This is a genomic window from Streptomyces sp. NPDC001137 (assembly GCF_040298885.1).
Lineage (GTDB): Bacteria > Actinomycetota > Actinomycetes > Streptomycetales > Streptomycetaceae > Streptomyces.
On record NZ_JBEPBA010000002.1, the window covers coordinates 296210 to 323103 of the forward strand.

A 26894-nucleotide genomic window follows, 5' to 3' on the forward strand; every position below is an offset into this window, starting at 1 on the left:
GGATGGGCGACATGGATGCCGAGCTGTTCCCACGGCAGCGCGCGGAGGTCGCGCCCGGCGCGGTGCACGTGCCCGGCTGGCTGGCCGCGGGCGCCCAGCGCGAGCTGCTGGACGCCTGCCGTGAGTGGGCGCGCCCACCGGCCGGCCTGCGCACGGTGCGCACGCCCGGCGGCGGCACGATGAGCGCCCGGCAGGTCTGCCTGGGACGGCACTGGTACCCGTACGGCTATGCGCGCACGGTGGTCGACGGTGACGGCGCTCCGGTGAAGCCGTTCCCGGCCTGGCTGGGCGAGGTCGGCCGTCGCGCGGTGCTGGAGACACTCGGCGAACCGGCGGCGCCGTACGACATCGCACTGATCAACTTCTACGACGCCGAGGCCCGCATGGGCATGCACCGCGACAGCGACGAGAAGTCGGACGCACCGGTGGTCTCCCTGAGCCTCGGCGACACCTGCGTCTTCCGCTTCGGCAACACCGAGACCCGCACGAAGCCGTACACGGATGTCGAGCTGCGCAGTGGCGATCTGTTCGTGTTCGGCGGACCGTCCCGGCTCGCCCACCACGGGGTGCCGCGGGTGTACGCGGGCACCGCGCCCGCGGAGTTGGGGCTGACGGGACGGCTGAACATCACGCTTCGGGTCAGCGGCCTGTAGCCCGGCGTCACTGCGGATCATGGGAGACTCGCCCTCATGAGCGGCAAGGCGGACCCCCGGCCGACGGGGGAAGGGAGCACCTCGAGGACGCGGTTGGACCGGGGGCGCGGTGCGCTCGGGCCCGCGTTGGAGCTCGTGCACACCGGGCGGGCGCCCACGAGGGCGGTGCTCACCGCCGAGCTCGGCGTCACGCGGGCCACGGCCGGCGCGGTCGCGGCGGAACTGGAGGCGCTCGGGCTGATCCGGGTCGACGCCCGGCCCGGCGCGGCGGCCGGCTCGCAGGGCAGGCCCTCGCACCGGCTCGCGGTCGCCGAGGAAGGCCCGGTCGTCCTCGCCGCCCAGGTGCACGCCGACGGGTTCCGGGCGGCGCTGGTGGGTCTCGGCGGCCGCATCGTCGCCACCGCGCCGGGCTGTGAGACCGTCGACGCCGACCCGGCGAAGGTCCTCGGTTCGGTCGTGGAGGCGGGCGCCGAGTTGCTGCGCTCGACGGGACGGCGCTGCGTGGGGGCCGGGCTCGCCGTACCGTCCGCGGTCGCCGAACCGGACGGTCTGGCCCTCAACCCCCTGCACCTGGCCTGGCCCGCGGGCGCGCCGGTCCGCCGTATCTTCGGGGAGTGCGTGCGCGCGGCCGGCATCACCGGTCCCGCCTTCGCCGGCAACGACGTCAACCTCGCCGCCCTCGCCGAGCACCGGCACGGCGCGGGCCGCGGCGCCCGGGACCTGCTGTGCGTGGCCACCGGGCACCGGGGCGTGGGCGGTGCGCTGGTCCTGGACGGCCGCCTGCACACGGGCAGTTCGGGCCTGGCCCTGGAGGTCGGCCACCTCACCGTCAACCCCGAGGGCCGTCCCTGCCACTGCGGCAGCCGCGGCTGCCTCGACGTCGAGGCCGACCCGCTGGCCCTGCTCACCGCCGCGGGCCGCGACCCCGGCCCCGAGGTCAACCTCCTCCGCCAGGCCAACGACCTGATCCGCCACCACTACGACGACCCCGCCATCCGCACGGCCGCCGAGGCACTCATCGACCGCCTCGGCCTCGGCCTCGCGGGCCTGGTCAACATCCTGAACCCCGACCGCATCATCCTCGGCGGCCTCCACCGCACCCTCCTGGACGCCGACCCCGAGCGTCTGCACGCCGTCGTCGCCGACCGCAGCCTGTGGGGCCAGAGCGGCGGCGTCCCCATCCTGGCCTGCACCCTCGACCACAACAGCCTCGTCGGCGCCGCCGAGTTGGCCTGGCAGCCGGTCCTGGATGATCCGCTGGGGGCGCTCACCCGGTGAGACCGCCGACCCCTTTGGTCGGTTCGTCTGCCAACGGCTCCGGCACATGGGGTGTGTAGGACAACGGCAGGTGGACGACGGCGAGTTCGGCACACTACGTGGCCGGGGTGAGGTCTTGAAGGCGAGCGCGTGGCGCCAAGATTCAGGACGGCGGGTCGAGCGCGGGTCCCTCCTCGGCCGTCTCCAGGATGCGCGTCCGCGGCGCACCGGACAGGGCGGGTGCGTTCTCCGGCGAGGACCACACCGTCGTCCTGAGGAAACCCAGGAACCGCTCCGCGTCCGCCACGTCGTCGAAGTCCAGGTCGATGACGACGTACGCGGGATCGTCGACCGGGCGCTGAACACGGTGGCGCCGTACGCCCGCGCTCTTCCGGGCGGAGGCGAAGTGGTCGAAAGCTGTCTTCCAAGTGGCGAAGTCCGTGATCGGGTGCTCGATGTGCAGGGTCGGCATGGCTCCTCCTCGGGGGTTCTCGCGCGGCACCTTCATGCTGGGCGGCGGGCCGGACCGCCGTACATCCCAGATGTGTGGGGGACGGCGCGGCGTACGCTCGGATCATGGCCGACCAGGACCGGCTCGCAGCCCGCCACGAGCGCACCGTCCGGCTGTGCGAGGCCGGCGGCGACGCACGGGAACTGCGCCTGCGGCTCCTGGACGAGCTGCGGGCCGCCGTCGGGTTCGACGCGTACGCGTTCCTGCTGACCGATCCGGAGACCACGGTCGGCTGTGCACCGATCGCCGACGTGCCCTGTCTGGCGGAGCTGCCCCGGCTGATCCGTCTCAAGTACCTGACGCCGACCGGCCGGTGGACCGCGATCCGTGACCTCGCCCTGCTCAGCGACCACGCCGAGCTCGCGCGCGGTCCGCTCTGGCACGACCTGCTGCGGCACTACGGCGTCCGGGACGTCGCCTCGCTGGTCTTCAGGGACCGCTACGGCACCTGGGGCTTCCTCGACCTGTGGCGAGGCGACCGGGAGTTCACCCGCACGGAAGCCGCCCACCTGGCCGGGCTCACGGCGCCGGTCACCGCCGCCCTGCGCCGCAGCCAGGCCGCCACTTTCGTAGTACGGCCGCACGAGACACCGCGCCCCGGCCCGCTGGTGCTGCTGCTCTCACCCGGTCTCGACGTGCTCGGCCAGACCCCCGAAACGCACGCCTACCTGCGCGTCCTCGTGCCGCCCGAGCAGGGGCGGCCACCCGTTCCGGCCGGCGCCTACAACGTGGCCGCGCAGCTCCTCGCCGTGGAGGCGGGCGTGGACACCCACCCGCCACGCGCGCGTGTGCACCTCGCCGACGGGCTGTGGCTGACCCTGCGCGCCGCCCGGCTGGGGGAGGAGGGGCCGCGGGAGCAGCGCACCATCGCCGTCACCATCGAGGAGACCGCACCGAGCGAGCGGCTGGCCGTCTTCGGCCGGGTCTTCGCCCTCAGCGCACGCGAGCGCGAACTGCTCGGCCTGCTCACCAAGGGCGCCGACAGCCACACCGTGGCGCGCAGCATGTACGTCACCGAGCACACCGTGCAGGACCACCTCAAGTCCGTGTTCGCAAAGACCGGCACGCACAACCGAAGGGACCTGCTCACACGCGCACTGGGGGCGTGAGCCGGGCGGCGTTAGGCTCCGGAGCATGCGGATCTCCGTTTCCTCGGACATGGACGAACCCGTGGCGCGCTCGCTCGTCGCGGAACTGGGCAGGCGCGGCCACGAGGTCGTGCCCCATGGGGCACTGAGCCCCGGGGACGACCCCCAGTGGGCCGCGTGCTCGGAGGCCGCCGCCCGCGAGGTCGCCGAGGGGAGTGCCGACCAGGCGGTCGTGTGCTGCTGGACCGGCACGGGCGCGTCCATCGCCGCGAACAAGGTGCCCGGCGTGCGGGCGGCCCTGTGCACCGACGCGTACACGGCGGACGGCGCCCGCCGCTGGAACGACGCCAACGTGCTGGCGCTCAGCCTGCGTCTGACCTCCGAGCCGCTGCTCAAGGAGATCCTCGACGCCTGGTTCGCGGCGCAGCCCAGCCAGGATGCCGAGGACCGGGGGAATGTGGAGCGCGTGGGACGCCTCGATGCCGGAAGGGCCGCCGGCTGAGGACGCGCACCTCCAGCCAAGACCCTGACGATCAGCTCTTGCTTACTTCAATAAAGGCCCTTTAGTTTAGTCAGCATGATGTTGACCCAGCGGGAGCGCGAGATCATCGCGCTGCTGCGCCGCGACCCGCTGGCCGGGCCGCAGGCGATCGCCGACGCCCTCGGCAGCACCCGGGCCGCGGTGAACGTGCATCTGTCCAACCTGGGTAAGAAGGGCGCCATCCTCGGCCGCGGCTACATCCTCCGCGAGGAGAACGCCGTCGTGGTCGTCGGCGGGGCCAACGTCGACGTGAAGGTGCGCAGCCTCGCTCCCGTACGGCAGCGGACCAGCAACCCGGGGCGGGCCGGCACCACCGCGGGCGGTGTGGGCCGCAACATCGCGGAGAACCTGGCGCGGCTGGGCACCCCGACCCATCTGATCGCCGCCGTCGGCCGGGACGCGGCGGGCGAGCGCCTCCTCGCCGACACCGCAGCGGCCGGGGTGCGCCTCGACCACGTGCACCGCAGCGCCCACCCGACCGGGACCTACACGGCGGTCCTGGATGCCGACGGGGACCTGGTCGTGGCGGTCGCGGACATGGCGGCCACCGAGGCCCTGGCCCCCGAGGACCTGCACCCGGCCCGCGAGCTGATCGCCCACGCCGCCATGCTCGTCCTGGACGGCAATCTGCCCGCCGAGGTGCTGGCCCACGCGATGGACGTCGCGCGGCCCGCCGCCGTACCGGTGGTGATCGACCCGGTCAGCGCCCCCAAGGCGGCCCTGCTCACACCGCTGCTCACCGCCCGCCGCCCGGTCTTCGCCCTCACTCCGAACCTCGACGAGCTACGGGCCCTGCTCGACCGGCCCGTCGGTGACAGCGAGGCCGAGGTGACGGCCGCCGCCGGAACGCTGCACGCCCGCGGGGTGCGCCATGTGTGGGTACGGCTCGGCGCACGCGGCAGCGTGCTGAGCACCGCGGGCGAGGAGGCGGCCTTCCTGCCCGCGCCGCCCGCGGAGGTCGCCGACGTCACCGGCGCCGGGGACGCGATGCTCGCCGCGTTCGTCCACGCCCTGCTGGCCGGCGGCGACCCGGTGGACGCCGCCCGATACGGGCACGCGGCCGCCGCCCTGACGGTGCAGAGCCCGGCGACGGTGCGCCCCGACCTGACCCCGCGTCTGATCGAGGACGCGCTGACCGACCCGACCGAACCGAACGACCTGAACGATCCGATGCGGAGCCAGAGATGACCACGCCCACCCCCGCCCCGACCCCCGCGACCCCCGTCCCGCATCCGCGTCTGGTGCTGACCGACGAGGTCCGCGAGGCGCTGCGCGACGGGCGTCCCGTCGTGGCGCTGGAATCGACGATCATCAGCCACGGCATGCCGTACCCGCAGAACGTGCAGATGGCCGTGGAGGTCGAGCAGATCATCCGCGACGGCGGCGCCGTCCCCGCGACGATCGCCGTCCTGCACGGCCGGCCCCACATCGGGCTGACCCAGGCGGACCTGGAGCTTCTCGCGACCGCCCCGGACGTCACCAAGGCCAGCGTCCGCGACCTCGCGTACGTCATCGCGCGCGGTACCCACGGCGCGACGACCGTCGCCGCGACCATGCGGCTGGCAGCCCTCGCCGGCATCCGCACGTTCGTCACCGGCGGCATCGGCGGGGTGCACCGCGGCGCGCCGACGACGTTCGACATCAGCGCCGACCTGACCGAACTGGCCGCGACCGGCGTCGCGGTGATCAGCGCTGGCGTCAAGAGCATCCTCGACATCGGCCTTACCCTGGAGACCCTGGAGACCCTCGGCGTCCCGGTCCTCACCTACGGCACGGACGAGTTCCCGGCGTTCTACTCCCGCCGCAGCGGCTTCACCTCGCCCATGCGCGTGGACTCGCCCGTCGAGATCGCCGCCGTGATGCACGCCCGCTGGGACCTCGGCATCCCCGGAGGCGTCAGCATCGCCAACCCCGTGCCCGAGGACGAGGAGGTCCCGGCCGAGCGCATGGACGGCGTCATCGCCCAGGCCCTCGCCGAGATGGACAAGGCCGGCATCACCGGCAAGGACACCACCCCCTACCTCCTGGGCCGCATCGTCGAGCTCACCGGCGGTGAAAGCCTGCGCACCAACATCGCCCTGGTCAAGAACAACGCCCGGCTCGGCGCACGCATCGCCGTCGAGTACGCCAAGCTGGGCTGAGACCCGCGCCGCGACTCACAGGCTCCACAGCGCCGCCACCAGCGGCCGCCGCGTAGTCTTCGTCGCCACCATGACCGCCCAGATCGACGAGTCCACCGAACGCGGCCACCCCTGGTCGGAGATCGTCAGTCGGCCTACGAGCAGATCGCCCACCCGGCCGCCGAACGCCCGGCGGACGAAGCCTTGTTGACGGCCTTCGACACCCACCCGGTGCAGAGGCGCTGGCCGCGGCGGCGAAACAGCGGCCGTCCGTGGACATCTCGGTCTCCCAGGGTCGTTGTCAGTGGCGGCGGCTAGCCTGCGGGCATGATCGAGACGATCGGCGACGACCGCCGTTTCCCGCCCGCCCTGGCCGCCGTGGCCGGGGTGGAGTTCGACTACGACGACGGCGAGGGCATCGACTTCGAGCCCTATGACGCGTTCGACTCCGCGGAGGAGACCACCGACTGGATCCGGCACTGGACCGGCAACCACGAACTGGACGGTGACGCCTACCGGGCCTTCGGCCAGGACGGCACCGGAGGTCTCGCCGCCCTCTGGTGCGCGCGTCCCGGCCGGCCCCTCGCCGAACAGCCCGTGGTGTTCCTGGGGTCGGAGGGGGAGCGGGGCGTCATCGCCGGAAACCTCTCCGACTTCCTGTGGGTGCTGGCCGACGGACTGGGCCCGATGGAGGTCATCGAGTACGAGCAGCGCGAGTCCCGCCCGAACCCGACGCTGGCGGAGCTGGCCGAGCGCCACGCCACCACCCCGCGCCGGACCGCCCGGGAGATCGTCGCCGAGGCGCAGGCCGAGTTCCCGACCTTCTGCGAGGACCTGGACGAGCTCTGCCGTTGATGCGGCCGGTCAGGAGCAGGCCGCATCCAGGTACTGCGCCACCCCGTGACCGAGCGACCAGTCGGCCGGCCCGTTCTCCGTCACGGTGACGAAGACGTTCCGCGGCTCGGTCCCCGCGTGGGCCTGGGCGAGTTCGGCGATCCGCCGGTACAACGCCTGTTTCTGAGCAGCGGTGCGGCCGGAGCGCATCGTGATCGCGACATGGACGATGCCGTCGTCGCGCTGCACGCCGAGGTAACTGCCGTACCGCAGTGCGCTGTTGGTGCCGTCGTGCCCGGTCAGGATCTGGAAGTGGTCGTCGCCGGGGATACCGAGGGTCTCCACCAACGCCTCGTGCACGGCTCGGCCGAGCGCGTCGAGGCGTGCCGGATCGGCTCCCAGTGCGTCGATACGGACCAAGGGCATGGGCTGTGGTCCTCCGTTCCGCTCAGCGCCACTCGACGGCGAACGCCCGGGCGGGGTTCTCCGTGAGGACGCGGTTGATCAGTTCCTCGCCCAGCTCGCGCGCGAGACGTGGCCGGATCCTGCGCAGCAGATACGGCATCCCCGGCCCGCCATCGACCGACCGCGCCCCGGCGACCACGGTGTCCCCGCCGAGCAGCAGCCGGTGGCCGAAACCCGCCTCGGCGAGGGCCCGTACCGCGTCCGGCATGCGCCAGTCGGTGGCGTGGTGGGCACGGGAGGGGCCGTCGAACGCCAGCCAGCAGCCCGCCTCCGCGGCCTGGCGCTGGACCACGAGGTCGGGGGAGCGGTTGAGGTGGCCGAGGATCACACGCTCCGGCGGCACGCCCAACTCACCGCACAGCAGGTCCAGTACGTCGAGTGCACCCGTGCCCAGCTCCAGGTGGACGGCGATCGGCGCCCCCGTGGCGTGGTGGGCCTCGGCCGCCGCGGTCATGGTCCAGCGGGCGTGCGCGTCGAGCGCATGGAAGCCGCCGGCCACCTTGACGAGCCCGGCGCGGACGCCCGACGTGCCGATGCCTTCGGTGAGTTCGGAGACGAACACGTCGGCCAGCTTGCCGCGCAGCTCGTCGAGCGACTCGGGCGTGTAGTGGGCGGCCTGGTGCAGTCCGGTCGCGCAGACCACGTGCACACCGGCCGCTCGGGAGAGGAGGGGCAGGTCGGCGGCCCGCCGCCCCATCCCCAGTGGGGTCCACTGGACGACGCTCGCTCCGCCCGCCGCACGGAACGCCTCCAACTCGGCCCGCGCGGCGGTGGCGTCGTTCAGCTCCTGGCCGGACAGTCGCGGGCTGCGGAGGAAGAGATGGTCGTGCGCGTCGCACACCCCCAGGTCCTCGGGCCGCAGGTCCCCCAGTACCGTACGGACACTGCTCACCACTGCCGCCCGCGGGGCACCTTCTCACGTCCCGGCGCCGACAGGTGCAGCACCTCGAACACATCGCCTTCGGCCTTCGGCGTGTCGTGTTCCCACAGCGAGAAGTGGACGAGCTCCCAGCGGCTGGGGTCCACGGCCGCCGCCGCGAGCACCGCGCCGTCCGCACCGGCCAGCCGCACGGTCTCCTGGGCCGCGTTGGCCATGACGTCGGCCAACACCACGCCCTCGGGCACCGGTTGACGCCGCCGTACCGCGAACCGCGCCGGTGATCCTGGGGCGCCGCCCTCCTCGTACGCCAGGCCGCTCCACTGCCGCACCGACGGTCGCCCGAAGTCGTTGCTGAGCCCCTGGAAGGCGCCGCCCCACAGGAAGGTGTTCATGCCCTCGACGGTGTTCCACAGATAGAACGGCGCGTACTGGTTGACCGGCGAGCCGTTCACCCCGCGCTCCCGCAGCAGATACGTCTTGAAGCCGAGGCCCTCCCAGTCGTCCAGCAGATGCCCGATGCGGGCGACACGGCTGCGGATGATGCCCGTGTCGTAGTCGGCGGGCAGCGTCAACTCGTACTGCATGGCGTGCATCGGATGCCTCCTCAGGCTGAAGAGCCGTTCGCGGGGTAGTCCTCGGGGCCGACGTGCGCATCCCACTCCGTCGTGGTGCCGTCCTCGGCGGCCTCGACGACCGCCAGATGCGTCATGAAGGTGCGCGGCCCTGCACCGTGCCAGTGCCATTCCTCCGGCTCGATCCACACGGTGTCGCCCGCGCGGATCAACTCCGGCGCGCCGCCCTTGCGTTGCACGAGCCCCTCGCCCTCCAGGACGTGCAGCACCTGACCGTGCGGATGGCGGTGCCAGGCGGTGTGGGCGCCGGGCGCGAAGTGGACGTTGAACATGCGCAGCCGGGAGGGGGCGGGGGGCGCGGCCATCTCGTCGAGCCACACCGAGCCGGTGAAGTTCTCCGCCGGGCCCTGCCGGGTGTCGGGGCGCTTCCTGGTGATGTGCACGGATCTGGACTCCTAACGCGGGGCGAGAAGGGAGAGCAGCCCTCGGACGCCGGCGTCGAAGGCGGCGGGTGAGCCGGAGGCGCGGGCGAGGACATAGCCGCCCTGGACGGTCGCGAGGACGGTCGCGGCGATCTCCTCGCCGTCCAGCGAGGGCGCGAACTGCCCCTGCTCCTTGCCCTCTTCGACGATCCCGGCGATCAGCTCACGGATCGCGTCGAGCGTGTCGTCGACCGGCGCGCGCAGCTCGTCGCTGGCGATGACGTCCGGATCCATCGTCAACCGCCCGACGGGGCAGCCGCGCAGCACGTCACGCTCGCGCCGCAGATACGCCTCAATGCGCTCGTACGGCGTTCCCGGCCCGCCCAGTACTCCCTCGGCGGTAGCCCGCAACTCCTCGGCCGTCCGCCGGATCGCTGCCAGCGCGAGATCCGGCTTGCCCTTGAAGTGGTGGTACATGCTGCCCTGTCCGGCGCCCGAGCGCTCCAGGATCGCCTTGGGGCTGGTGCCCACGTAACCGCGCTCCCACAGCAGCTCACGGGTGGACTCGATCAGCCGGTCCGAGGTGCTCTCCGAGGTGCTCATACGCAGACTGTACATACTAGTAGTTACAGAAGTCGAGCCCTTTGGGAGCAGCGGACACAACCCCGCCTACTCCCCGGGAGGTACACGCACTGCCGCTGGCCGTACGACGACCCGGACCCCTCCTCGGCGGGAGTCTCGAGCCATCACCACAAGACGCACCACCGACCCACCCAGGAGATGACCCGAGATGCAGACCCTCGCAGACTGGCACGGCGGGCCCGGCCCGTGGATCCTCTTCTTCCCGCTGATCTGGGCGGCCGTCGTGATCGGCGTCGTGACCGTCCTGCGCCGCACCGCCTGGCGCGGTCGCGGCGGCCCGTGGCGGGCCATGGGGGACACCCGCCCCTCCGGCGACTCACCCCTTGCCGTGCTCGGCCGCCGCTTCGCCTCCGGTGAGATCGACGAGGACGAGTACTGGCGCCGGCTGTCCGTGCTGGACGAGCAGTTCGGCCGCACCAAGGGCGGTGCGGCGTGACCACCACGACCGCCATCCGTACGGCCGCCCGGGTCGTCGACGCCGTGAAGGTGTACGGCCGTGGCGACACCGAGGTGAGGGCCCTGGACGGGGTGAGCGTCGACTTCCCGGTCGGCCGCTTCACCGCGATCATGGGGCCCTCGGGCTCCGGAAAGTCCACCCTGATGCACTGCGCGGCCGGCCTCGACACGCTCAGCTCGGGCACCGCGTACATCGGTGACACCGATCTGGGCGGCCTGGACGACCGCCGTCTGACCCTGCTGCGCCGCGACCGCGTCGGCTTCGTCTTCCAGGCGTTCAACCTGGTGCCCACGCTGAGCGTCGCGGAGAACATCACGCTGCCGCTGGACCTCGCCGGCGGCAAGGGCGACCCCGAGTGGATCGAGGCGCTCATCGACGTCGTCGGCCTGCGCGACCGGCTGCACCACCGGCCCGCCGAACTCTCCGGCGGGCAGCAGCAACGCGTCGCCGTGGCACGGGCGTTCGCCGGGCAGCCCGATGTCGTCTTCGCCGACGAGCCCACCGGCAACCTCGACTCCCGCTCCGGCGAGGAGGTCCTCGGCCTGCTCGGCCGCGCCGTGCGCCAGACCTCCCGCACCGTCGTCATGGTCACCCACGACCCGGTCGCCGCCGCCCACGCCGACGAGGTCGTCTTCCTCGCCGACGGGCGCCTGGTCGACCGCATGGAATCCCCGACCGCAGACAAGGTCCTGGACCGCATGAAAGCCTTCGAGGTGCCCTCATGAACGCCGCCGTACGCCTGAGCGTGTCCTCTCTGCGCGCCCACAAGCGGCGCTTCGCCGGGACCTTTCTCGCCGTGTTCCTCGGCGTCGCCTTCCTGGCCGGCACCCTCGTCATGGGCGACACACTGCGCGCCGGCTTCGACTCGATGTTCGGCAGCGCCACCAGCGGCACGGACGCCGTCGTCCGCAGCGCCGACGCCATCACCACGCCCGGCGAGAGCCAGGGCGTGCGCCAGCCCGTCGACACGGCCCTGGTGAACACCCTTGAGCAGGTGCCCGGGGTAGCGGCCGCCGCACCCGACATCGAGGGTGCCGGCCAGCTCGTCGGCAAGAACGGCAAGCCCATCGGCGGCAAGGGCCCGCCCACCCTCGCCGGCAACTGGATCACCGACGCCAAACTCAACCCCTACCAGCTGGCCGAGGGCCGTGCCCCGCAGAAGTCGGGCGAGGTCGTCGTCAACCGCGGCGCCGCGAAAAAGGGCAACCTGAAGATCGGCGACACCACCACGCTTCGAACCCCGGACCCGGTCAAGGTGACCATCGTCGGCCTCGCGACCTTCGGCGGCGAGGACGGCATGGCGCAGGTGACCTTCACCGGCATGACCCGCGCCGACGCCGAGAAGTACCTCACCGCACGTCCCGGCGAGGCGGCGAGCATCAAGGTGCGGGCGGGCCCCGGAGTGAGCGAGAAGGAACTCGTCGAACGCCTGACCCCCGTACTCCCCAAGGGAGTTGAGGCCATCACCGGTCAGGCGTCGGCCCAGGAGAACACCGACATGATCTCCAGCCAGTTCCTGACCCTCTTCACCACCTTCCTCCTCGTCTTCTCCGGCATCGCCCTCCTCGTCGCGACCTTCTCCATCCACAACACCTTCGCGATCGTCGTCGCCCAACGCACCCGCGAGAACGCCCTGTTGCGCGCCCTCGGCGCCTCTCGCCGCCAGGTCACCGCAACGACCCTGATCGAGGCCACCGCCGTCGCCGTGACCGCTTCGGCGGCGGGCCTCGCGGGCGGCATCGGCATCGCCGCCGGACTGCAGGCCCTGTTCCCGGCGATCGGATTCCCCTTCCCCGACGGCGACCTGGTCATCAGCGCCCTGTCCATGACGCTTCCGCTCGCGGTCGGCATCGTGGTCTGCCTGGGCTCCGCGCTGCTGCCCGCCGCACGCGCCGGCCGCACCGCCCCGCTGGCCGCGCTGCGCGAGACGGCCGTCGACACCTCCGGCGCCTCCCGTATCCGCGCCGTCACCGGCATGGGTCTCGCCGCCCTCGCGGTTGCCACCACGCTCAGCGGAGTGCTCGTCTCACCGTCCCTCTGGATGGCGGGACTCGGTGCCGTACTGGCCCTGGTGGCGTTCGTGGTCCTCGGCCCGGTCGCCTCGACCACGGCCGTACGCGTCCTCGGCGGCCCCCTCGACACACTCCGCGGCGTCACCGGCGGCCTCGCCCGCCGCAACGCCCTGCGCAGCCCCAAGCGGACGGCCGCCACCGCGAGCGCCCTGATGATCGGCGTGGCCGTCGTCTCCCTCTTCACCGTCTTCGGGGCCTCGCTGAAGGCCACCATGGACCAGACCGTGTCCCGGTCCTTCGCCGGCGACGTCGCCGTCAGCACACCGTCCTTCGGCGCGGGCGGCAGCGGCCTGAGCCCCCGGCTCGCCGGGGCGATACAACAACTGCCCGAGGTCGACACGGCCGTGGGCCTCGGCCGCGGAGTGGCGAAAGTCGACGGCAAGGGACGGGCCTTGACCGTCACCGACCCCATCGCCCTGGAGCGCACCTTCGACCTCGGCAAGGTCGACGGTTCACTCCGCGCACTCGGTACCGACGGCATGGCCATCACCAGGACGGAAGCCGACAAACAACACCTCACCACCGGCGACAGGGCCCAACTCACCTTCACCGACGGCAAGAAGCAGGCCTTCACCGTCCGAGCGGTCTACGGCCAGTCAGAACTCGCCGGCGACTACGTCATCACCCGCGCCGCCTGGGCCCCGCACCGCACCCAGGACTCCGACACCCTGGTCGCCGTCTCCTTCAAGGACGGCGTGAACACGGACGCGGGCAAGGCCGCCGTGCAGAAGGTCGCCGACCGCTACGGCAACCCCGAGGTCCAGACCCGCAGCGAGTACGCGCGGTCCTCGGCCGGCGGCATCGACATGATGCTGACCCTGGTCTACGCCCTGCTCGCCCTCGCGGTGCTCATCGCACTGCTCGGCATCGCCAACACCCTCACCCTGGCGATCCACGAACGCACCCGCGAACTGGGCCTGCTCAGGGCCGTCGGCCAGACCCGCCCCCAACTGCGGGCCATGGTCCGCTGGGAATCGGTTCTCGTCGCCGCCTTCGGCACGGTCGGCGGCCTCGGCCTGGGCGCCTTCCTCGGCTGGGTCCTCGTGAAGGCCTCGGACGGCGCCAGTGACAGCGCCTTCGCCTTCGCGATCCCGCCCGCACAGCTCGCGATCGTGGCCCTGGTGGGCCTGTCGGCCGGCGCCCTCGCAGGCCTGCGCCCGGCCCGACGCGCGGCGCGCCTGGATGTACTGCGCGCCATCGCCACGGAGTGACCTCCGGTCGGCAACAAGGCCGTCGAGCCGCCCTGTCCAACAGCACTTCGACGGCCGACCGGCTCAACGGCACGGGCCCTCCAACGCCCACCGCACCGCCGGACACCGGCCGGGAGGGAGCCGCAGGGGCGCGTCTCGACACAGACTGAGGCGCCCCGAAGACGACCGACCCAACAGAGGCCAACCAACCCAAGATCACCGCCCGGTCAGCCAGGAACGGCGGACCGGGCGGGAGCGTGCGCGGACCTGTGGCTGTCGGCCGCGGGCTCGAGTTCCACGAGCCGGCGGGCCGGCGTGTCGGCCGTACGACGCGGAGGGCGGGCCGGGGCCGCCACCGGAGCGGGCGTGGTGGGCAGCGCGAACCAGACGACCTTGCCCGACTCGCCGTCCGGGCGCGCCCCCCAGCTCTCGCTCACCGCGGCCACCATGGCCAGCCCGCGCCCGGTGGTGGCGGAGGCTTCGACGTCCCGCACCTCGGGCAGGCGGGGGTCGTGGTCGTGCACGGAGACCATGAGCCGGTCCAGCACCAGCTCTATCTCCACGGTGCACTGCTTGTCGGGCTGGGCGTGCAGGTGGACGTTGGTCAACAGCTCCGTCACACCGAGCGCGGCCCGGTCGATGAGGGCGTCCAGATGCCAGTAGCGCAACTGCGCAGAGACGATTCTGCGGACCTGGCCGATCCGCGACGGCAGGGCTTGCAGCTCTACCGTGCAGTGCCTGCTTGGGTGACTGATCACGGCTGCGACTCCCCGACTTAAGAGGTCCGGAAGAACACGGAGTACGGATCCAGCAGGTGCCTGAGGGCCTGGCCACCTGCCGTCGTGCCCGGCGGGCTGGTTCGCAGCGTTATCGCCGGTAAACCCAGAGTGACGTGAGAACAGCGTGACGCAGGGGGCGGGGGAGCGCAACTCACGATCGGCTGCGCCGACCACACGGGTGCGAGCCCGCCGCCGTCCGGTGGGCGCTGTCAGCCACCGCGCCCGGCCGCTTTGCGTACGGCCTCGATGAAGCGGCGTGCCGCCGGCGGCCCCGGCTCGCCCGGCGCGGGGTCGTGATCGCCCAGGGTCAGCAGGTACCGCTTGCCGTTGAGGTCCGCGAGCGCCCGGTCCTCCGGGGCGAACCAGGGTTTGGAGGCGCGCACCGCCTGCACCGGCGCGCTGTCGATCTCGGTGCCGTAACTGGTGAGCAATGCAAGTCTGCCGTCGCTGATCCGGACCTGCCCGGCCCGGGTGAGCGAACGCAGCCGTTTGCCGATTCGCACGCCCGTCGCCGTGAACTCCGGCTCCGCCATGCCGCCCGCCCCCTTGTGGCTCTCCGGTGCGCTGGATCGTGCTCCTGCGCGGATCGCGATCCAGCTCGTGTCGTGATCCAGTGTGCGCCCCCGTTCGGTGCAGTCTGCCCGCACCCGACGTCGAGCACCAGTACGCACGACACGCTCGAAGCGGGCGCCCGGAGCACTCGCGCGAATGCGCCCCCACCTGTGCCCACCCGGTGGCCCCAGGGTGTTCTTTGGGGTGCTCAAAGATGCGTTTATGCAGGTGAGAAGCGTGCGGAAGGTGTTTATGATCGATGCGTCGGCCGCGCGAGGCGCCGTCGGCGCACAGCCTAAGGAGCACCCCGTCGTGACCACCCCCCAGCAGACCCGGACCGGCAAGACCCTCGATGTCGACCACAGTGACGCCGCCTACCGCGACTGGCTGAAAGAAGCCGTCCGCAAGGTCCAGGCCGATGCCAACCGCTCGGCCGATACACATCTGCTGCGCTTCCCGCTGCCCGAGAAGTGGGGGATCGACCTGTACTTGAAGGACGAGTCGACCCACCCCACCGGCAGCCTCAAGCACCGGCTCGCCCGCTCGCTCTTCCTCTACGGACTGTGCAACGGCTGGATCCGGCCGGGCCGCCCGGTGATCGAGGCCTCCAGCGGCTCGACGGCCGTCTCCGAGGCCTACTTCGCGAAGCTGATCGGCGTGCCCTTCATCGCCGTCATGCCGCGCACGACGAGTGCCGAGAAGGTCCGCCTGATCGAGTTCCACGGCGCGCAGTGCCACTTCGTGGACGACTCCCGCAAGATGTACGACGAGTCGGCCCGCCTCGCGGTGGAGACCGGCGGCCATTACATGGACCAGTTCACCTACGCCGAACGGGCCACGGACTGGCGCGGCAACAACAACATCGCCGAATCCATCTTCCGTCAGCTGGAGTTGGAGCGGTTCCCGGAGCCCGCGTGGATCGTGGCGACGGCGGGCACCGGCGGTACCTCGGCGACCCTCGCGCGCTACGTCCACTACACCCAGCGCGACACCCGCATCTGTGTGGCCGATCCGGAGAACTCGTGTTTCTTCGAGGGCTGGACCACCGGCGATCCGGACGTCACCAGCGACTGCGGCTCACGCATCGAGGGCATCGGCCGCCCCCGGATGGAGCCCAGCTTCGTGCCGGGCGCCATCGACCGGATGATGAAGGTCCCCGACGCGGCCAGTGTCGCCGCCGTACGGGCGCTGGAGCAGGCCATCGGCCGCAAGGCGGGCGGCTCCACGGGCACCGGACTGTGGAGCGCGCTGAAGATCGCCGCGGAGATGGTGGCCGAGGGGCGGCAGGGGAGCGTGGTGACGCTGTTGTGCGACCCGGGGGACCGCTACCTGGACAAGTACTACTCGGATGCGTGGCTCTCCGAGCAGGGGCTGGACATCGAGCCGTACTCGGCGGCGATCGATGCGTTGCTGGAGACTGGCGTCTGGCCCTGCTGAGCGCTCCGCGGGAAGGGCCGTCCATCGTCTGCGGCATCGTCGTGGCTGGTCGCGCCCGCGGCGGCGGAGCCGCACATCGACACAGCCCCGCGCCCCTTCAGGGCGCGGTGAGGTGCCGGTCCAGCGAGACCACCGCGTCCCGGAAGGCCCGCCCCAGTCCCGCCCGTGCCGCCTTCACCACGAGCCGGAACGGTGCCGTGCCGTCCGCGGCGAAGGTCCACTGGACGCGGGTGCCCGTCCCGGCCGGCAGCAGCCGCCATTCCTCGGCGAGGGCGCGGACGCCCGGTGCGTTGGTGACGTCGACCCGGTAGGCGTACACCTCCGCCTCCTTCGAGGCGATGACCGTCTCCCGGAAGCGGCCGCCGCCCTTGAGCCGGATGTCGCGCCCGGCACCGTCGTCGAGGGAGCGTGCCTGCGTCACGGCCGCGAACCATTCCGCCCACCCCGGCACATCGTCGTTGAGGGCGTGGAAGACCGCCTCGGGTGCCGCCGCGATCTCCTGGGCGAAGACCAGGCGCACGGGGGCGGTGTCGACGAAGTCGAGCCCGACGGGACGCAGACGGTGAGCCATGAGCACGAACCCCCTTGACGGAGAAGGGTGGTTGACCGGGGCGACGTCACGATAGCTGGCGACCCGTCAGATGTCAGCAGCACCCCGGGGAGATCAGCTCTCCGGCTCGCCCACCACGACCAGCCGGCGCAGATGCTCTGAGATCTCCTCGCGCGCGTCGCCCGCCAGGCCCGCGTCCGTCACCAGCGTGTCGACCTGCTCCAGTGCCGCGAACGAACTCAGACCCACCACACCCCACTTGGTGTGGTCGGCGACCACCACGACCCGCCGCGCCGACTGCACCAGGCGCCGGTTGGTCTCGGCCTCCGCGAGGTTCGGCGTCGACAGGCCGGCCTCGACCGATATGCCGTGCACACCGAGGAACAGCACGTCGAAGTGGAGCGCCGCGATCGCCTGGTCGGCCACCGGCCCCACCAGCGAGTCGGAGGGCGTGCGCACGCCGCCGGTCAGTACCACCGTGGCCGCGCCCTGCCGGGGGCCGGAGGTGCGCTGCGCCGCATGGAAGACGTCGGCCACCCGGACCGAGTTCGTCACGACGGTCAGGTCCGGGACGTCCAGCAGATGGTGGGCCAGCGCATACGTCGTCGTACCGCCCGACAGCGCGATCGCGGTACCCGGCGCCACCAGCTGCGCGGCCGAGCGAGCGATGTCCTCCTTGGCCGTCAGCTCCAGGCCCGACTTGGCCTCGAAGCCCGGCTCATGCGTGCTCGCCTCCACGACCGGCACCGCGCCGCCGTGCACCTTCTCCAGCACGCCCTGGCGGGACAGCGCGTCCAGGTCGCGGCGCACCGTCATGTCCGACACGCCCAGCTTGCGGGTCAGCTCGTTCACACGGACCCCGCCCCGGCGCCGGACCTCGTCCAGGATCAGGGCGCGCCGCTGCTCCGCGAGGAGGTTCTGATTCTCGCTCACGTACGCTCCGGTCCTTTCGCCTCAAGCCGTCCGACACGCCCTGCGCACCTGCTCCGACAAGGACATTCTTCCCTGCCCCGGTAGCGCGGACGTCCCATCCTTGCACGGGTGGGCCCCCCTGACGCCACCTGCCCGACGCGCGCATGTCACCAATGCCCCTTCTGTTCCCCGCAGATCACCCGGATCGGGGAGATTCCGTGTTCAGGGGTGTACACCGCCGTCCGAGCGGAGATCCTGGTGCCCGCACGGGCACAAGAGACGGCGCGTCACGGGGGAAGTGCGAACAGTGGAACGTGCACAGGAACGTGTCCCGACCAGCGGTCCCCTCGCGGGACCGGGGGGATCTGCAACCGCCCTGGAACTCCTGGTCCACGGCGTGGGCGGCACCACACCCCAGGAGATGCTCAATGATCCGCGCACGGTGCGGATCACCGGCGACGACACGGCGGCCGTCTTCCGGCGCGCCGAGGACGCCGACGCGGAGAGCAGACCCGAGGACTACCGCGGCAGACCGGTGCCGGAGGCCTACGTCTGGTGCAATCTGACCTCCGGCAACAGTGCGCGGGCCCTGTGGCTGCTGCTCCTGCCGTTCATGGTGGTCAACCTCGCCCACTGGATGCGGCCCAGCGCACGCGGCCACCAGCGGACGGTCCGCCTGTACGGACTGCTGGTACGGCTGGCGGGCCTGACGCTGACGGTGCTGCTGGTCGCGGCCGCCTGCGAGGTCGCCCTGGACCTGGCGGCCTGGCAGTGCGCGGGCACCCGCGCGTGCGCCGAGCGGCACTCCTGGCTGGGCTTCCTGTCGCCCGAGGTGTCGCAGAACGGCTGGTGGAGCAGGCCCGGCCGGCGGCTCGCCGTCGCGGCCCTGGTGCCCGCCGCGCTCACCGCCCTGCTCTGGTACCTCTCGCACCGCACCTGGAGCGCGTACGAGTCCCAGCAGCCCATCGACCGCCGGCCCGAACCCGACGAGGACACCGGCCGCACCGCCCTGGGCCGGCCCGGCTTCTGGTACGGCCGCCGGCTGGTGGCCCGGCTGCGCGCCGCGCACACCGCGGCGGGCCTGCTGACGGTGGCCGCGGCGGTCGCATCCTCCGCGGCCCGCTTCGACCGCAGACCGGGCGGCCCGGCGGCACTGGACACCGTGGGCCGGCTCCTGGAGATCGCTGTCGCCGTCACCGCCGTCGTCGTGGTGTGGGTGGTCTGCCGCCGGGGACGCACCGAGAACCGTCTCGACCGGGAACTCGACGAGCACCTCGTACGACGCCTGCCGCTGACCGCTCTGCTCCTGCTGCTGCTCTGCGCGGTGTACGCCGGCTGGGAGCGCCCGGGCTGGCGGTCGGCCGGCCTGCTGGCCGGGGGCGGCACCACCTTCGGCGCCCTCGCCCTCTTCCAGGGCTTACTGGTGATCGCCCTCGCCGTGGTCGCCCACCTGCTCTACCGCAGCCACCCCGATGCCCGCACCGTGCTGCGCGGCCAGGGCGGACCCGCCGTCGCGATGCTGGCCTGTGCCCTGGGCGGGGTGATGTCCGGTGGCGTCTCCCAGCGGGTGTCCGACTGGCTGGACGGCACCGGCACCTCCATCGACGGCCCGCCGGTCCTGCTGACCTGGCAGGCATCCGTGATCCCGGTGCTGCTCCTCGTCCTGCTCGTGTTCTGCGCCGGGCTGGGCCGGCGGGCCTGGCTGCTGCGCCGCACCGAGCTGGGCACCGTCGAGCTCGACTACCCGGGCGAACCCAAGGACGCGGCGCGCACCCGCCGCATCGCCACCACCCGCGCGCTGGCCGCACTCACCGACCGGGGCCCTCTCGTCGTCGCCGTCACCTCCGCCACCACGCTGCTGCTGGGCGCCGGAGCCCTCCTCGGTGCGAAGATCACCGAAAAGGCGCCCGGTGAGGCCGCGCAGCACGCCTTCGCCTTCGTGCACGGCGTCGCACAGACCGCGCAGGCGCTGGGCTCCTGGCTGATCGGTCTGGGCTTCATACTCTTCGTCACCTGGGGCAGGCGCGCCTACAAGGACGCCTCCGCCCGGCGCACCATCGGCATCCTGTGGGACGTCGGCACCTTCTGGCCGCGCGCAGCCCACCCCTTCGCCCCGCCCTGCTACGCGGAGCGTGCGGTGCCCGACCTGACCTGGCGGATGGCGACCTGGACGCGCGCCACGGGCGGTCGCCTCGTGCTTTCCGGACACTCCCAGGGCAGTGTGCTCGCGGCCGCCGCGGCCTGGCAGCTGAAGCCGTCGGTCCGCAGACGGGTCGCCCTGCTGACCTACGGTTCCCCGCTGGAGCGGCTCTACGGCCGCTGGTTCCCGGCCCATTTCGGGCCCGCCGCCCTCAGCTCCCTGCACCAGGACGTCGACTGCTGGCGGAATCTGTACCGGCTCACCGACCCCATCGGCGGGCCGGTCCGGCTGCCCGGTGACTGCGGCCCCGAGGTGGACCGCGCACCCCTGAAGGACCCGCTCGCCTACGGCCGTACCGCGCAGCATCCGCTGCCCGCCCCGATCCTCGGCCACGGCGACTACCAGGCCGACCCGGCCTTCGCCGAGGAGCGGGAACGCCTGCTGGCCCGCCTGCGCTCGGAGCTGCCCTCCCCACGCCCCGGGCAGTTACCTCAGGGGGATTCGGGCAGGTCCTCGGGGTAGAGCAGGGTCAGTTCGTCGGTGCTCGGCTCGTCGACCTGGGCGACCCGGCCCGCGTGCCGCTCCACCATCGCCTCGAAGGTCTGGCGTGCGGTGCGGCCGTTGCCGAAGGCCGGGCCCTTGGGGATCGCCGTGAAGTACTTCAGCAGCGCCTCCGCGGTGCCCGGCGCCAGCCGGTACTCGTGCTCGTCGGCCTGCTGCTCGACGATCCTGAGCAGTTCGTCGGGCTCGTAGTCGCTGAAGGTGATGGTCCGGGAGAAACGGGACGCCACACCGGGGTTGACCGAAAGGAACCGCTCCATCTCGGCCGTGTAGCCCGCGACGATCACCACGACCGCGTCCCGGTGGTCCTCCATCAGCTTCACCAGCGTGTCGATGGCCTCCTTGCCGAAGTCCCGGCCCGAGTCCTCCGGCGACAGCGCGTACGCCTCGTCGATGAACAGCACACCGCCGCGCGCCCGGTCGAAGGCCTCCTGGGTGCGGATCGCCGTCGAGCCGATGTGCTCGCCGACCAGGTCGACCCGCGACACCTCGACGAGATGCCCTTTCTCCAGCACACCGAGCGAGGCGAGGATCTCGCCGTAGAGGCGGGCCACGGTCGTCTTGCCGGTGCCGGGGGAGCCGGTGAAGACCAGATGCCGCTTGACGGAGGCCGCCTTGAGGCCCGCCTGCTGCCGGCGTCGGCCCACCTCGATCATGTCGGTCAGCGCCCGCACCTCGCGCTTGACGCTCTCCAGGCCCACCAGCGCGTCTAGTTCACCCAGCACGGCCTTCGACGTCCGTGCCTGCTGCTCGGGCTGCGGGGGCTGCGCGGCGGTCAGCAGGGGTTCCTGCTCGGTGCTGCGCTGCCCGGGGATCGCGCCCAGCAGGCCGGGCGACTGAGCGGTCTGCTGTACGGCGGTCTCCCGGGTCGCGGGTGGCCTCAGGCCCGCGCTCTCGTCGCTGGTGCAGTCCTCGACGACCGGGCCCGTGCCGGGGGCCGCGTCGCCGCCGTCCGCGAACTCGTACCCACCGCGCGCGCACCGCTCCGTGCGGCACTTGCGCAGTGTCGTACGGCTGCCGTCGATCACATGGAAGCCGTAGCCGCCGCTGCCGGTCACCCGGCAGCCCACGAAGCTGCCGCGGCCGCCGGCCGACACATAGAAGCCCGCCTCGGCGGGGGAGTCGACGGTGCAGCGCTCGATGGTCGGGTCCGCGCCCTTGGTGACGATCACGCCGGTCTGGGTGGCGTCGAGGGTGCAGTTGTTCAGGGTGCCGCCGCTGCCGTGGTCGCGGAACCAGGCGCCCGTCGCGGCGTCGCGGATGCGGCAGTCGTCGAGCTGCGCGGTCGCGCCGTCGCTCACCGACACGGCCGTGTTGCGGACCTGGGTAAGGTCGCTGTCGACGACGTCCGCGCGCGAGCCGCGGTCCAGGACGAACAGGGCGTCCGGCACGTCGTGCACCCGGCAGGACTCCAGCACCGCGGTGGCGCCGTCGCTGACCCACACCGCCGGGTAGTCGCCGGTGCTGTCGAAGATCTCGCACTGGTTGGCGTCCACGCGGGTGCCCGGATCCCACACCGACAGGCCGTTGCGCCCGAACTGACGCACCGTCGTGCGGGTCAGCGTGAGCACCGAGCGCGAACGCAGATCGACCGCGTTCTCCGGGATGTCGTGGATGCGGCAGTCGGCGAGGGTGAGCACCGCGTCCGTGTCGAGCGTGACGCCGTCCGCGGTGGTGCGGTGCACATCGCAGTCGGTGAGGTGCGCGGTGGCCCGGCCGGTGACCTGGACGCCGCTGCCGCGGACCTCGTACACCTCGCAACCCACCGCCTCCAGCGCGGAGTTCTCCCCGGTCGCCGAAAGCCCCGCGCCCGAGGCGTGATGGATCCGGCAGCGCTCCAGGCGCGGGTGCGCGCCGCCGCGGACCGCGACGCCCGACTGACCGGCGGCGACGACCTCGCACTCCTCGAACACCCCGCCCCCGCCGTCGATCACGGCGATGCCGATGCCGGCCGGGTTGTCGACGGTGCACCGCCGCACGGTCGGACGCGCGCCCGACCGCACTTCTATGCCGGCCGCGGAGCGGGTGATGATCCGCACGTCCAGCAGTTCCGGTGTGCCCTCCTCGACCAGCAGGGCGGGCACCGAGGCGTCCTGTCCCTCCACGTGCAGGTCCTGGACCACGGCGGAGGCACGCACGGTCAGCGGCACGCCGTCGACCGGTGCGATCCGCACCGAGCCGGGAGAGCCCTCGGGCCCGCGCAGGGTCACCGACCGCTGGACGACGAGGTTTTCCCGGTAGGTGCCGGGCGCGACGGTGAGGACGTCACCGTCGGCAGCGGCCTCCAGGGCGGCGGCGAGCGATGCGTACTCACCCGTGCGGCGTCGCCACCGCGATGTGCCGGTGTGCGTCACCTGGACCGTGCCCTGTGCCATGGCGTTGCTGTGCCCCCACCTCGTGGTACGCGGGTTGATGCCGATTGCGTTCGGCCGGTCCACCGTAGCGTGCGCGCGGGCGGTGGGTTGACCAGAGCCGTAAGGCCGTCAGCTGCCCGTGCCGGTCCTGCCCCAGTCCGGGCCGGCCCGGTCCCAGGCCTGGTCCCAACGGGCGTACCGGCGGCGGACCATGCGCCAGACGATCAGCCGGCGGGCGCCCTCGACGGCACCCGCGGTGAGCAGGGCGGCGCCGAACCCGGCGAGCACCGCGTGGGTCGTCGCCGTCGTGGAGTCCAGGGGACGGGCCACTATCTGGCCGTGCTGGTCCGTCCATATCTTGAAGTGGTCGCCGTGGTGCGGGGACTTGAGCTCCGCCAGGGCCGCGCCGTGGTGGCGGGAGCCGTCCGGCGCGATCCAGTCGGCGACGACGCGGCTGCGCAGGTCCCGCGCCGAGGCCGTCTCGGGGTCGGTGTCCAGGGGGGAGCGGTCCAGTTTGCGGGCCACGGTGGCCGTCACCAGGTGGCGGGCCGTGCGCTGGTCGCGGACGGACTGCTGCAGGGCGTCCTGGGCGATGCCGCCGACGAGGGAACCGACCACGGGCGCGACGGCCAGCATCAGCAGCAGCGCCACCAGCGCCACCCACGCCTCGACCAGATCGCTCGTGCGCCGCAGCGGATTGTGCCGCCAGCGCCAGAGACCGCCGATTGCTCGCACCGTCCCGCACCCCCTTCCCGCTCCGTGATAACCCCCGGCGGAGCCGTTCACCCGCGGGCCCGGTCAAAGAGAGATCGAAATCACCTGTCCCCGGGGCCTCTCATGAACTTCTCACGAAAGCTCAACGCCCAGGCCCCCGCCCCGGGTTCCCGCGCACGGATCCTTGGCGGGATCTTTCTTTGCGGTGCTTCGGGGCTGGTTGATCCCGCCGGACGGCCACACGGTAGAGCCGCCCATGAGCCGTCTAGGCGAGCACCGTCACCGGATCGCCGACCCGGATCGTGCCGGGGGAGAGCGGCACCAGGTTCTGGCCGAAGACCAGCTTGCCGTCGATGCGGCGGTGGCGTCCCAGTGTGGCCAGGGGTTCCTTGCCGCGCACGGCGCTGTTCTGGTCGGTGGTGGTCACCACGCAGCGCCCGCACATCTTGGCGACGCGGAAGGTGACCTCGCCGATGGCGATGCGGGACCAGTCGTCCTCGGCCCAGGCCGCGGTGCCGTCCACGACCACGTTCGGCCGGAAGCGGTTCATCGGCAGCGGCCCCTCGGCCGGGCGGGCACCTTGGGCGATCAGGGAGTTGAGAGCCTCGAGGGAGGCGACCGTGGTGAGCAGCAGCGGATAGCCGTCGGCGAAGCTGACCGTCTCGCCCGGCTGTGCGTACTCCGGGTCGAGGGGCCGGCGCGTGGCCGGGTCGTCCATGTGGACGAGGCGCGCACCGATGCCGAGGTACTCGCTGCACCAGGCGTGCGCGGCCGCCTCCGCGGCAAGGACCCCCTCGACCTTGTCGCCGAAGATCTCCACCGGAACCGTGACGGCCGGACGCGGCACCGGCACGGTCAGCGGTTCCATGCCCGGTGCGGACAGACGAACACCGCCGCCGGGCAGGAGCTCGGCGGCGGCCAGCGCGAGGCGCGGCTGCTGACGTTGTGTGACGACCTTTCCCCCGTCGTCGATCAGCACCCAGCGCCGGTCTCCGGCCAGCCCCCAGGGCTCCACGACGGCTTCCCGGGGCGCAAAGCCCCGGAACGCCTTCACCGGATGGACGTGAATCGACTGCAGCAGCGTGTTCCCCATCAGGCCATCCTGCCAGGCGGCAGTGACAACCCGGGAGGAGCGGTCAGTAGCCGCGGTACTGCTGCTGGTTGTTGTACGGGTCCTGATAAGGAGCCGGGGCGGGCCGGGCGGCCGCGGGGCGCATCGCCTCGTAGCCGGTGCCGGTCGCCATCGGCCGTTGTGGCTGCGGCGGCTGCGGGCCGGGGCCGGGATAGCCGCGCGGCGCCGCGGCCTGCTGAGGGATGTAGGCCGCGGGCGCCTGTTGCAGCGGTGCCGGCTGCTGCGCCTGCGGATAGCCGTAGGAGGGCTGGGAGGGGCCCGCCGGAAGGGCGGGCAGGGCCGACGGCAGGGCCGGCAGGTAGCTGCCCGGCGCGTCGTACGCGGCGGGGACCCGGATCGGAGCGATCTGCGGGGTGCCCCGCTCGGCGACGAGTCGGTCGTAGATCGGGGTGTCCGGGAAGGCGGAGTAGTAACCGCCGCCGAAGGTGGAGCGGGGGGAGGTCATGGCTCATAAGTTAAGCCCTCGATGTGCTAGTTGGGGAGACCGATAAGAGGGTTGTTTTGAGTGTTCGCAGTGACGCGGGATCCCCAATGCGAGCGAACTTGGCAAAAAAGGGCGTCGATCGAGGTACCGGTCCTGTAAAGGCCAAGCTCCGGGCGGGTTACCGGCGGGTCGGTCACCGCTCTTCCAGCGCCCCTCGTGGGAGTTCGCCGCGCCGGGGAATAGGTTGTGCGAGTAGAGAACCGGAAGAGCCGCCGGGGCCACGGACTGGCGCACTGACACGTGATGGGGGCGGACATGTCAATGCCGAAAGGATCGAATACCCCGGTGCCGACGAGGGCACTGCGGGTGGAATTGGGCTGGCGTTCCGGACCCGGCGTCCCTGACGCGGACGCCTCGGCCCTTCTGCTCGTGGGCGGCAAGGTCCGCTCCGACGGCGACTTCGTCTTCTACAACCAGCCCGCGCACGCCTCCGGGGCGGTCCGGCACGAGGGCAAGCGCGACGGCGGCGGCCGCATCGTCGACACCCTCCTGGTCGACCTCGCGCGCGTGGAGCCCGCGGTCGAGACGATCGTCCTCGCCGCCTCCGCGGACGGCGGCACGTTCGGGCAGGTCCCCGACCTCTATATCGAGGTCCGCGATGCCGCCCAGGGTGGTGTGGTCGCCCGCTTCGACAGTACGGGCGCGAGCGTGGAAACCGCTTTCGTGCTCGGGGAGTTCTACCGCCGCCAGGGCGCCTGGAAGTTCCGCGCGGTCGGCCAGGGCTACAGCAGCGGACTCGAGGGCCTGGCGACGGACTTCGGGATCACGGTGGACGAACCGCAGCACACCGCGCCCGCACACCCGCAGCCGATGACCCCACCCGCACCGCCGGTGACCATGCCGCCGCCCACCGCACCGCCGGTCCACATGCCCCCGCCGGTCGGACCCCCGGCCGCCGTGCAGCCGCCCCCGCCTCCCGCACCACCGGCGCCGGTCCGCCTGAGCAAGGTGACGCTCACCAAGGCGGCCCCCGCGGTCTCGCTGGCCAAACAGGGCGGCACCTCGGGCGCCATGCGGGTGAACCTCAACTGGCAGGTGCGCAAGCAGTTCTCGGGATGGGGCAGCAAACGCGGCCGCGCGGTCGCCATGCATGCGGACCTCGACCTCGACCTGTGCGCCCTGTACGAACTCACCGACGGCAGCAAGGGCGTCGTCCAGGCCCTGGGCAACGCCTTCGGGTCCCTGCAGCGGCCGCCGTACATCCATCTCGACGGCGACGACCGCACCGGGGCCCTCGCTAGCGGCGAGAACCTCACGATCAACCTGGACCACAAACGGTCCTTCAGGCGGATTCTGGTCTTCGTGACCATCTACGAGGGCGCGCGCTCCTTCGCGGACCTGCACGCCACGGTCACACTCCAGCCGCAGCACGGTGCCGCGATCGACTTCTCGCTCGACGAGTGCACGGTCCCCTCGACGGTGTGCGCCCTCGCCCTGATCACCAACACGGGCAGCGACCTGGTCGTCCAGCGCGAGGCCCGCTACCTGGTGCCCGAGCGCGGGGTCAGCCCGCAGCGGACCGTCGACTACGCCTACGGGTGGGGCATGAACTGGACTCCCGGCAGGAAATGAGCG

The 26894-nt window shown here is 72.2% G+C and carries 27 protein-coding genes and 1 pseudogene; 14 read left to right on the plus strand and 14 right to left on the minus strand.

Going from position 1 to position 26894, the window contains the following annotated elements; translation table 11 throughout:
* Positions 1-11: 11 nt before the first annotated feature.
* Both ABT254_RS04305 and ABT254_RS04310 read left to right on the plus strand, forming a co-directional pair.
* Positions 12-653, plus strand: a complete 642-nt coding sequence (locus ABT254_RS04305; RefSeq protein WP_351463344.1) for an alpha-ketoglutarate-dependent dioxygenase AlkB family protein — start codon at positions 12-14, stop codon at positions 651-653.
* A 36-nt stretch (positions 654-689) separates the two neighbouring features.
* Positions 690-1931 carry an ROK family protein gene (locus tag ABT254_RS04310; RefSeq protein ID WP_351463346.1) on the plus strand — a complete coding sequence of 414 codons (1242 nt, stop codon included), beginning with the start codon at positions 690-692 and terminating at the stop codon, positions 1929-1931.
* 142 nt (positions 1932-2073) lie between these two features.
* On the opposite strand, the gene ABT254_RS04315 is transcribed toward ABT254_RS04310, so the two are convergent.
* Positions 2074-2382, minus strand: a complete 309-nt coding sequence (locus ABT254_RS04315) for a hypothetical protein (protein ID WP_351463348.1) — start codon at positions 2380-2382, stop codon at positions 2074-2076.
* 104 nt (positions 2383-2486) lie between these two features.
* Here ABT254_RS04315 and ABT254_RS04320 point away from each other — a divergent pair, with 104 nt between their 5' ends.
* From ABT254_RS04320 to ABT254_RS04345, 6 genes and pseudogenes are all read left to right on the plus strand, one after another.
* Complete coding sequence (locus ABT254_RS04320; RefSeq protein ID WP_351463350.1) at positions 2487-3530, plus strand: helix-turn-helix transcriptional regulator; 1044 nt, start codon at positions 2487-2489, stop codon at positions 3528-3530.
* A 25-nt stretch (positions 3531-3555) separates the two neighbouring features.
* Positions 3556-4011 (plus strand): RpiB/LacA/LacB family sugar-phosphate isomerase, encoded by a 456-nt coding sequence (locus tag ABT254_RS04325; RefSeq protein WP_351463351.1) that lies wholly within the window; start codon positions 3556-3558, stop codon positions 4009-4011.
* A gap of 75 nt (positions 4012-4086) precedes the next feature.
* The gene (locus ABT254_RS04330; protein ID WP_351463353.1) at positions 4087-5238 is read left to right on the plus strand and encodes a PfkB family carbohydrate kinase; all 1152 of its coding nucleotides are present in this window, start codon (positions 4087-4089) and stop codon (positions 5236-5238) included.
* A complete protein-coding gene (locus ABT254_RS04335) occupies positions 5235-6191 on the plus strand; it encodes a pseudouridine-5'-phosphate glycosidase (RefSeq protein ID WP_351463355.1) in 957 nt (318 codons plus the stop codon). Before ABT254_RS04330 ends, ABT254_RS04335 begins: the two co-directional genes overlap by 4 nt.
* Before the next feature lie 55 nt (positions 6192-6246).
* Positions 6247-6607: pseudogene (locus ABT254_RS46485) on the plus strand (hypothetical protein); the annotation flags it as partial.
* Positions 6498-7025, plus strand: coding sequence for an SMI1/KNR4 family protein (locus ABT254_RS04345; RefSeq protein WP_351463359.1), 528 nt, complete (start codon positions 6498-6500; stop codon positions 7023-7025). The pseudogene ABT254_RS46485 and the gene ABT254_RS04345, both read left to right, overlap by 110 nt.
* Before the next feature lie 9 nt (positions 7026-7034).
* Here ABT254_RS04345 and ABT254_RS04350 read toward each other — a convergent pair whose 3' ends face one another.
* The 5 genes from ABT254_RS04350 to ABT254_RS04370 are packed head-to-tail and all read right to left on the minus strand — an operon-like array spanning position 7035 to position 9946.
* Positions 7035-7430 (minus strand): tautomerase family protein, encoded by a 396-nt coding sequence (locus ABT254_RS04350; protein ID WP_351463361.1) that lies wholly within the window; start codon positions 7428-7430, stop codon positions 7035-7037.
* 22 nt (positions 7431-7452) lie between these two features.
* Positions 7453-8361, minus strand: a complete 909-nt coding sequence (locus ABT254_RS04355; protein ID WP_351463363.1) for a phosphotriesterase family protein — start codon at positions 8359-8361, stop codon at positions 7453-7455.
* Positions 8358-8942 (minus strand): DUF4865 family protein, encoded by a 585-nt coding sequence (locus ABT254_RS04360; protein ID WP_351463365.1) that lies wholly within the window; start codon positions 8940-8942, stop codon positions 8358-8360. Before ABT254_RS04360 ends, ABT254_RS04355 begins: the two co-directional genes overlap by 4 nt.
* 11 nt (positions 8943-8953) lie before the next feature.
* Positions 8954-9364 carry a (R)-mandelonitrile lyase gene (locus ABT254_RS04365; protein ID WP_351463367.1) on the minus strand — a complete coding sequence of 137 codons (411 nt, stop codon included), beginning with the start codon at positions 9362-9364 and terminating at the stop codon, positions 8954-8956.
* 12 nt (positions 9365-9376) lie between these two features.
* Complete coding sequence (locus ABT254_RS04370; protein ID WP_351463369.1) at positions 9377-9946, minus strand: TetR/AcrR family transcriptional regulator; 570 nt, start codon at positions 9944-9946, stop codon at positions 9377-9379.
* A 187-nt stretch (positions 9947-10133) separates the two neighbouring features.
* Here ABT254_RS04370 and ABT254_RS04375 point away from each other — a divergent pair, with 187 nt between their 5' ends.
* The 3 genes from ABT254_RS04375 to ABT254_RS04385 are packed head-to-tail and all read left to right on the plus strand — an operon-like array spanning position 10134 to position 13725.
* Positions 10134-10421 carry an SHOCT domain-containing protein gene (locus ABT254_RS04375; protein ID WP_123963173.1) on the plus strand — a complete coding sequence of 96 codons (288 nt, stop codon included), beginning with the start codon at positions 10134-10136 and terminating at the stop codon, positions 10419-10421.
* Positions 10418-11167 (plus strand): ABC transporter ATP-binding protein, encoded by a 750-nt coding sequence (locus ABT254_RS04380; RefSeq protein ID WP_099926611.1) that lies wholly within the window; start codon positions 10418-10420, stop codon positions 11165-11167. Before ABT254_RS04375 ends, ABT254_RS04380 begins: the two co-directional genes overlap by 4 nt.
* Entirely contained in the window at positions 11164-13725 is a 2562-nt protein-coding gene (locus tag ABT254_RS04385) for an ABC transporter permease (protein ID WP_351463372.1), read from the plus strand. The genes ABT254_RS04380 and ABT254_RS04385 overlap by 4 nt, the downstream gene beginning before the upstream one ends.
* A 206-nt stretch (positions 13726-13931) precedes the next feature.
* Here the strand turns inward: ABT254_RS04385 and ABT254_RS04390 are convergent, their stop codons facing one another.
* On the minus strand, positions 13932-14462 hold the full coding sequence (locus ABT254_RS04390; protein WP_351463374.1) for an ATP-binding protein: 531 nt from the start codon (positions 14460-14462) through the stop codon (positions 13932-13934).
* 230 nt (positions 14463-14692) lie between these two features.
* Positions 14693-15016 carry a hypothetical protein gene (locus ABT254_RS04395; protein ID WP_351463376.1) on the minus strand — a complete coding sequence of 108 codons (324 nt, stop codon included), beginning with the start codon at positions 15014-15016 and terminating at the stop codon, positions 14693-14695.
* Positions 15017-15347: 331 nt separating this feature from the next.
* On the opposite strand from ABT254_RS04395, the gene cds1 reads away from it, so the two are divergent.
* The gene (gene cds1, locus ABT254_RS04400; protein ID WP_351463378.1) at positions 15348-16472 is read left to right on the plus strand and encodes an L-cysteine desulfhydrase Cds1; all 1125 of its coding nucleotides are present in this window, start codon (positions 15348-15350) and stop codon (positions 16470-16472) included.
* A gap of 97 nt (positions 16473-16569) precedes the next feature.
* On the opposite strand, the gene ABT254_RS04405 is transcribed toward cds1, so the two are convergent.
* On the minus strand, positions 16570-17043 hold the full coding sequence (locus tag ABT254_RS04405; RefSeq protein ID WP_351463380.1) for an SRPBCC family protein: 474 nt from the start codon (positions 17041-17043) through the stop codon (positions 16570-16572).
* A 93-nt stretch (positions 17044-17136) separates the two neighbouring features.
* Entirely contained in the window at positions 17137-17955 is an 819-nt protein-coding gene (locus ABT254_RS04410; protein WP_351463382.1) for a DeoR/GlpR family DNA-binding transcription regulator, read from the minus strand.
* 286 nt (positions 17956-18241) lie between these two features.
* On the opposite strand from ABT254_RS04410, the gene ABT254_RS04415 reads away from it, so the two are divergent.
* Positions 18242-20596: a hypothetical protein gene (locus ABT254_RS04415; protein ID WP_351463384.1), complete on the plus strand. Its 2355-nt coding sequence runs from the start codon at positions 18242-18244 to the stop codon at positions 20594-20596.
* Here the strand turns inward: ABT254_RS04415 and ABT254_RS04420 are convergent.
* The 4 genes from ABT254_RS04420 to ABT254_RS04435 all read right to left on the minus strand — a co-directional run bounded on the left by ABT254_RS04420 (position 20566) and on the right by ABT254_RS04435 (position 25280).
* Positions 20566-23010 carry a right-handed parallel beta-helix repeat-containing protein gene (locus ABT254_RS04420; RefSeq protein WP_351463385.1) on the minus strand — a complete coding sequence of 815 codons (2445 nt, stop codon included), beginning with the start codon at positions 23008-23010 and terminating at the stop codon, positions 20566-20568. The genes ABT254_RS04415 and ABT254_RS04420 overlap by 31 nt on opposite strands.
* Positions 23011-23118: 108 nt before the next feature.
* The gene (locus tag ABT254_RS04425) at positions 23119-23724 is read right to left on the minus strand and encodes an Rv1733c family protein (protein ID WP_351463387.1); all 606 of its coding nucleotides are present in this window, start codon (positions 23722-23724) and stop codon (positions 23119-23121) included.
* Positions 23725-23968: 244 nt separating this feature from the next.
* The gene (locus tag ABT254_RS04430; RefSeq protein ID WP_351463389.1) at positions 23969-24796 is read right to left on the minus strand and encodes an MOSC domain-containing protein; all 828 of its coding nucleotides are present in this window, start codon (positions 24794-24796) and stop codon (positions 23969-23971) included.
* A gap of 43 nt (positions 24797-24839) precedes the next feature.
* A complete protein-coding gene (locus ABT254_RS04435) occupies positions 24840-25280 on the minus strand; it encodes a DUF6643 family protein (RefSeq protein WP_351463391.1) in 441 nt (146 codons plus the stop codon).
* Positions 25281-25580: 300 nt separating this feature from the next.
* On the opposite strand from ABT254_RS04435, the gene ABT254_RS04440 reads away from it, so the two are divergent.
* Positions 25581-26891: a TerD family protein gene (locus ABT254_RS04440; RefSeq protein ID WP_351464069.1), complete on the plus strand. Its 1311-nt coding sequence runs from the start codon at positions 25581-25583 to the stop codon at positions 26889-26891.
* The last annotated feature ends 3 nt before the right edge of the window (positions 26892-26894 follow it).

What these genes read in the sequence shown, in the direction of transcription:
- ABT254_RS04435 (WP_351463391.1), bottom strand. Translation starts at nt 25,280, where the DNA reads ATGACCTCCCCCCGCTCCACCTTCGGCGGCGGTTACTACTCCGCCTTC.
- ABT254_RS04335 (WP_351463355.1), top strand. Translation starts at nt 5,235, where the DNA reads ATGACCACGCCCACCCCCGCCCCGACCCCCGCGACCCCCGTCCCGCAT.
- ABT254_RS04420 (WP_351463385.1), bottom strand. Translation starts at nt 23,010, where the DNA reads ATGGCACAGGGCACGGTCCAGGTGACGCACACCGGCACATCGCGGTGG.
- ABT254_RS04385 (WP_351463372.1), top strand. Translation starts at nt 11,164, where the DNA reads ATGAACGCCGCCGTACGCCTGAGCGTGTCCTCTCTGCGCGCCCACAAG.
- ABT254_RS04315 (WP_351463348.1), bottom strand. Translation starts at nt 2,382, where the DNA reads ATGCCGACCCTGCACATCGAGCACCCGATCACGGACTTCGCCACTTGG.
- ABT254_RS04345 (WP_351463359.1), top strand. Translation starts at nt 6,498, where the DNA reads ATGATCGAGACGATCGGCGACGACCGCCGTTTCCCGCCCGCCCTGGCC.
- ABT254_RS04305 (WP_351463344.1), top strand. Translation starts at nt 12, where the DNA reads ATGGATGCCGAGCTGTTCCCACGGCAGCGCGCGGAGGTCGCGCCCGGC.
- ABT254_RS04360 (WP_351463365.1), bottom strand. Translation starts at nt 8,942, where the DNA reads ATGCACGCCATGCAGTACGAGTTGACGCTGCCCGCCGACTACGACACG.
- ABT254_RS04440 (WP_351464069.1), top strand. Translation starts at nt 25,581, where the DNA reads ATGCCGAAAGGATCGAATACCCCGGTGCCGACGAGGGCACTGCGGGTG.
- ABT254_RS04395 (WP_351463376.1), bottom strand. Translation starts at nt 15,016, where the DNA reads ATGGCGGAGCCGGAGTTCACGGCGACGGGCGTGCGAATCGGCAAACGG.
- ABT254_RS04330 (WP_351463353.1), top strand. Translation starts at nt 4,087, where the DNA reads ATGATGTTGACCCAGCGGGAGCGCGAGATCATCGCGCTGCTGCGCCGC.
- ABT254_RS04350 (WP_351463361.1), bottom strand. Translation starts at nt 7,430, where the DNA reads ATGCCCTTGGTCCGTATCGACGCACTGGGAGCCGATCCGGCACGCCTC.
- ABT254_RS04405 (WP_351463380.1), bottom strand. Translation starts at nt 17,043, where the DNA reads ATGGCTCACCGTCTGCGTCCCGTCGGGCTCGACTTCGTCGACACCGCC.
- ABT254_RS04430 (WP_351463389.1), bottom strand. Translation starts at nt 24,796, where the DNA reads ATGGGGAACACGCTGCTGCAGTCGATTCACGTCCATCCGGTGAAGGCG.
- ABT254_RS04325 (WP_351463351.1), top strand. Translation starts at nt 3,556, where the DNA reads ATGCGGATCTCCGTTTCCTCGGACATGGACGAACCCGTGGCGCGCTCG.
- ABT254_RS04310 (WP_351463346.1), top strand. Translation starts at nt 690, where the DNA reads ATGAGCGGCAAGGCGGACCCCCGGCCGACGGGGGAAGGGAGCACCTCG.
- ABT254_RS04370 (WP_351463369.1), bottom strand. Translation starts at nt 9,946, where the DNA reads ATGAGCACCTCGGAGAGCACCTCGGACCGGCTGATCGAGTCCACCCGT.
- ABT254_RS04320 (WP_351463350.1), top strand. Translation starts at nt 2,487, where the DNA reads ATGGCCGACCAGGACCGGCTCGCAGCCCGCCACGAGCGCACCGTCCGG.
- ABT254_RS04375 (WP_123963173.1), top strand. Translation starts at nt 10,134, where the DNA reads ATGCAGACCCTCGCAGACTGGCACGGCGGGCCCGGCCCGTGGATCCTC.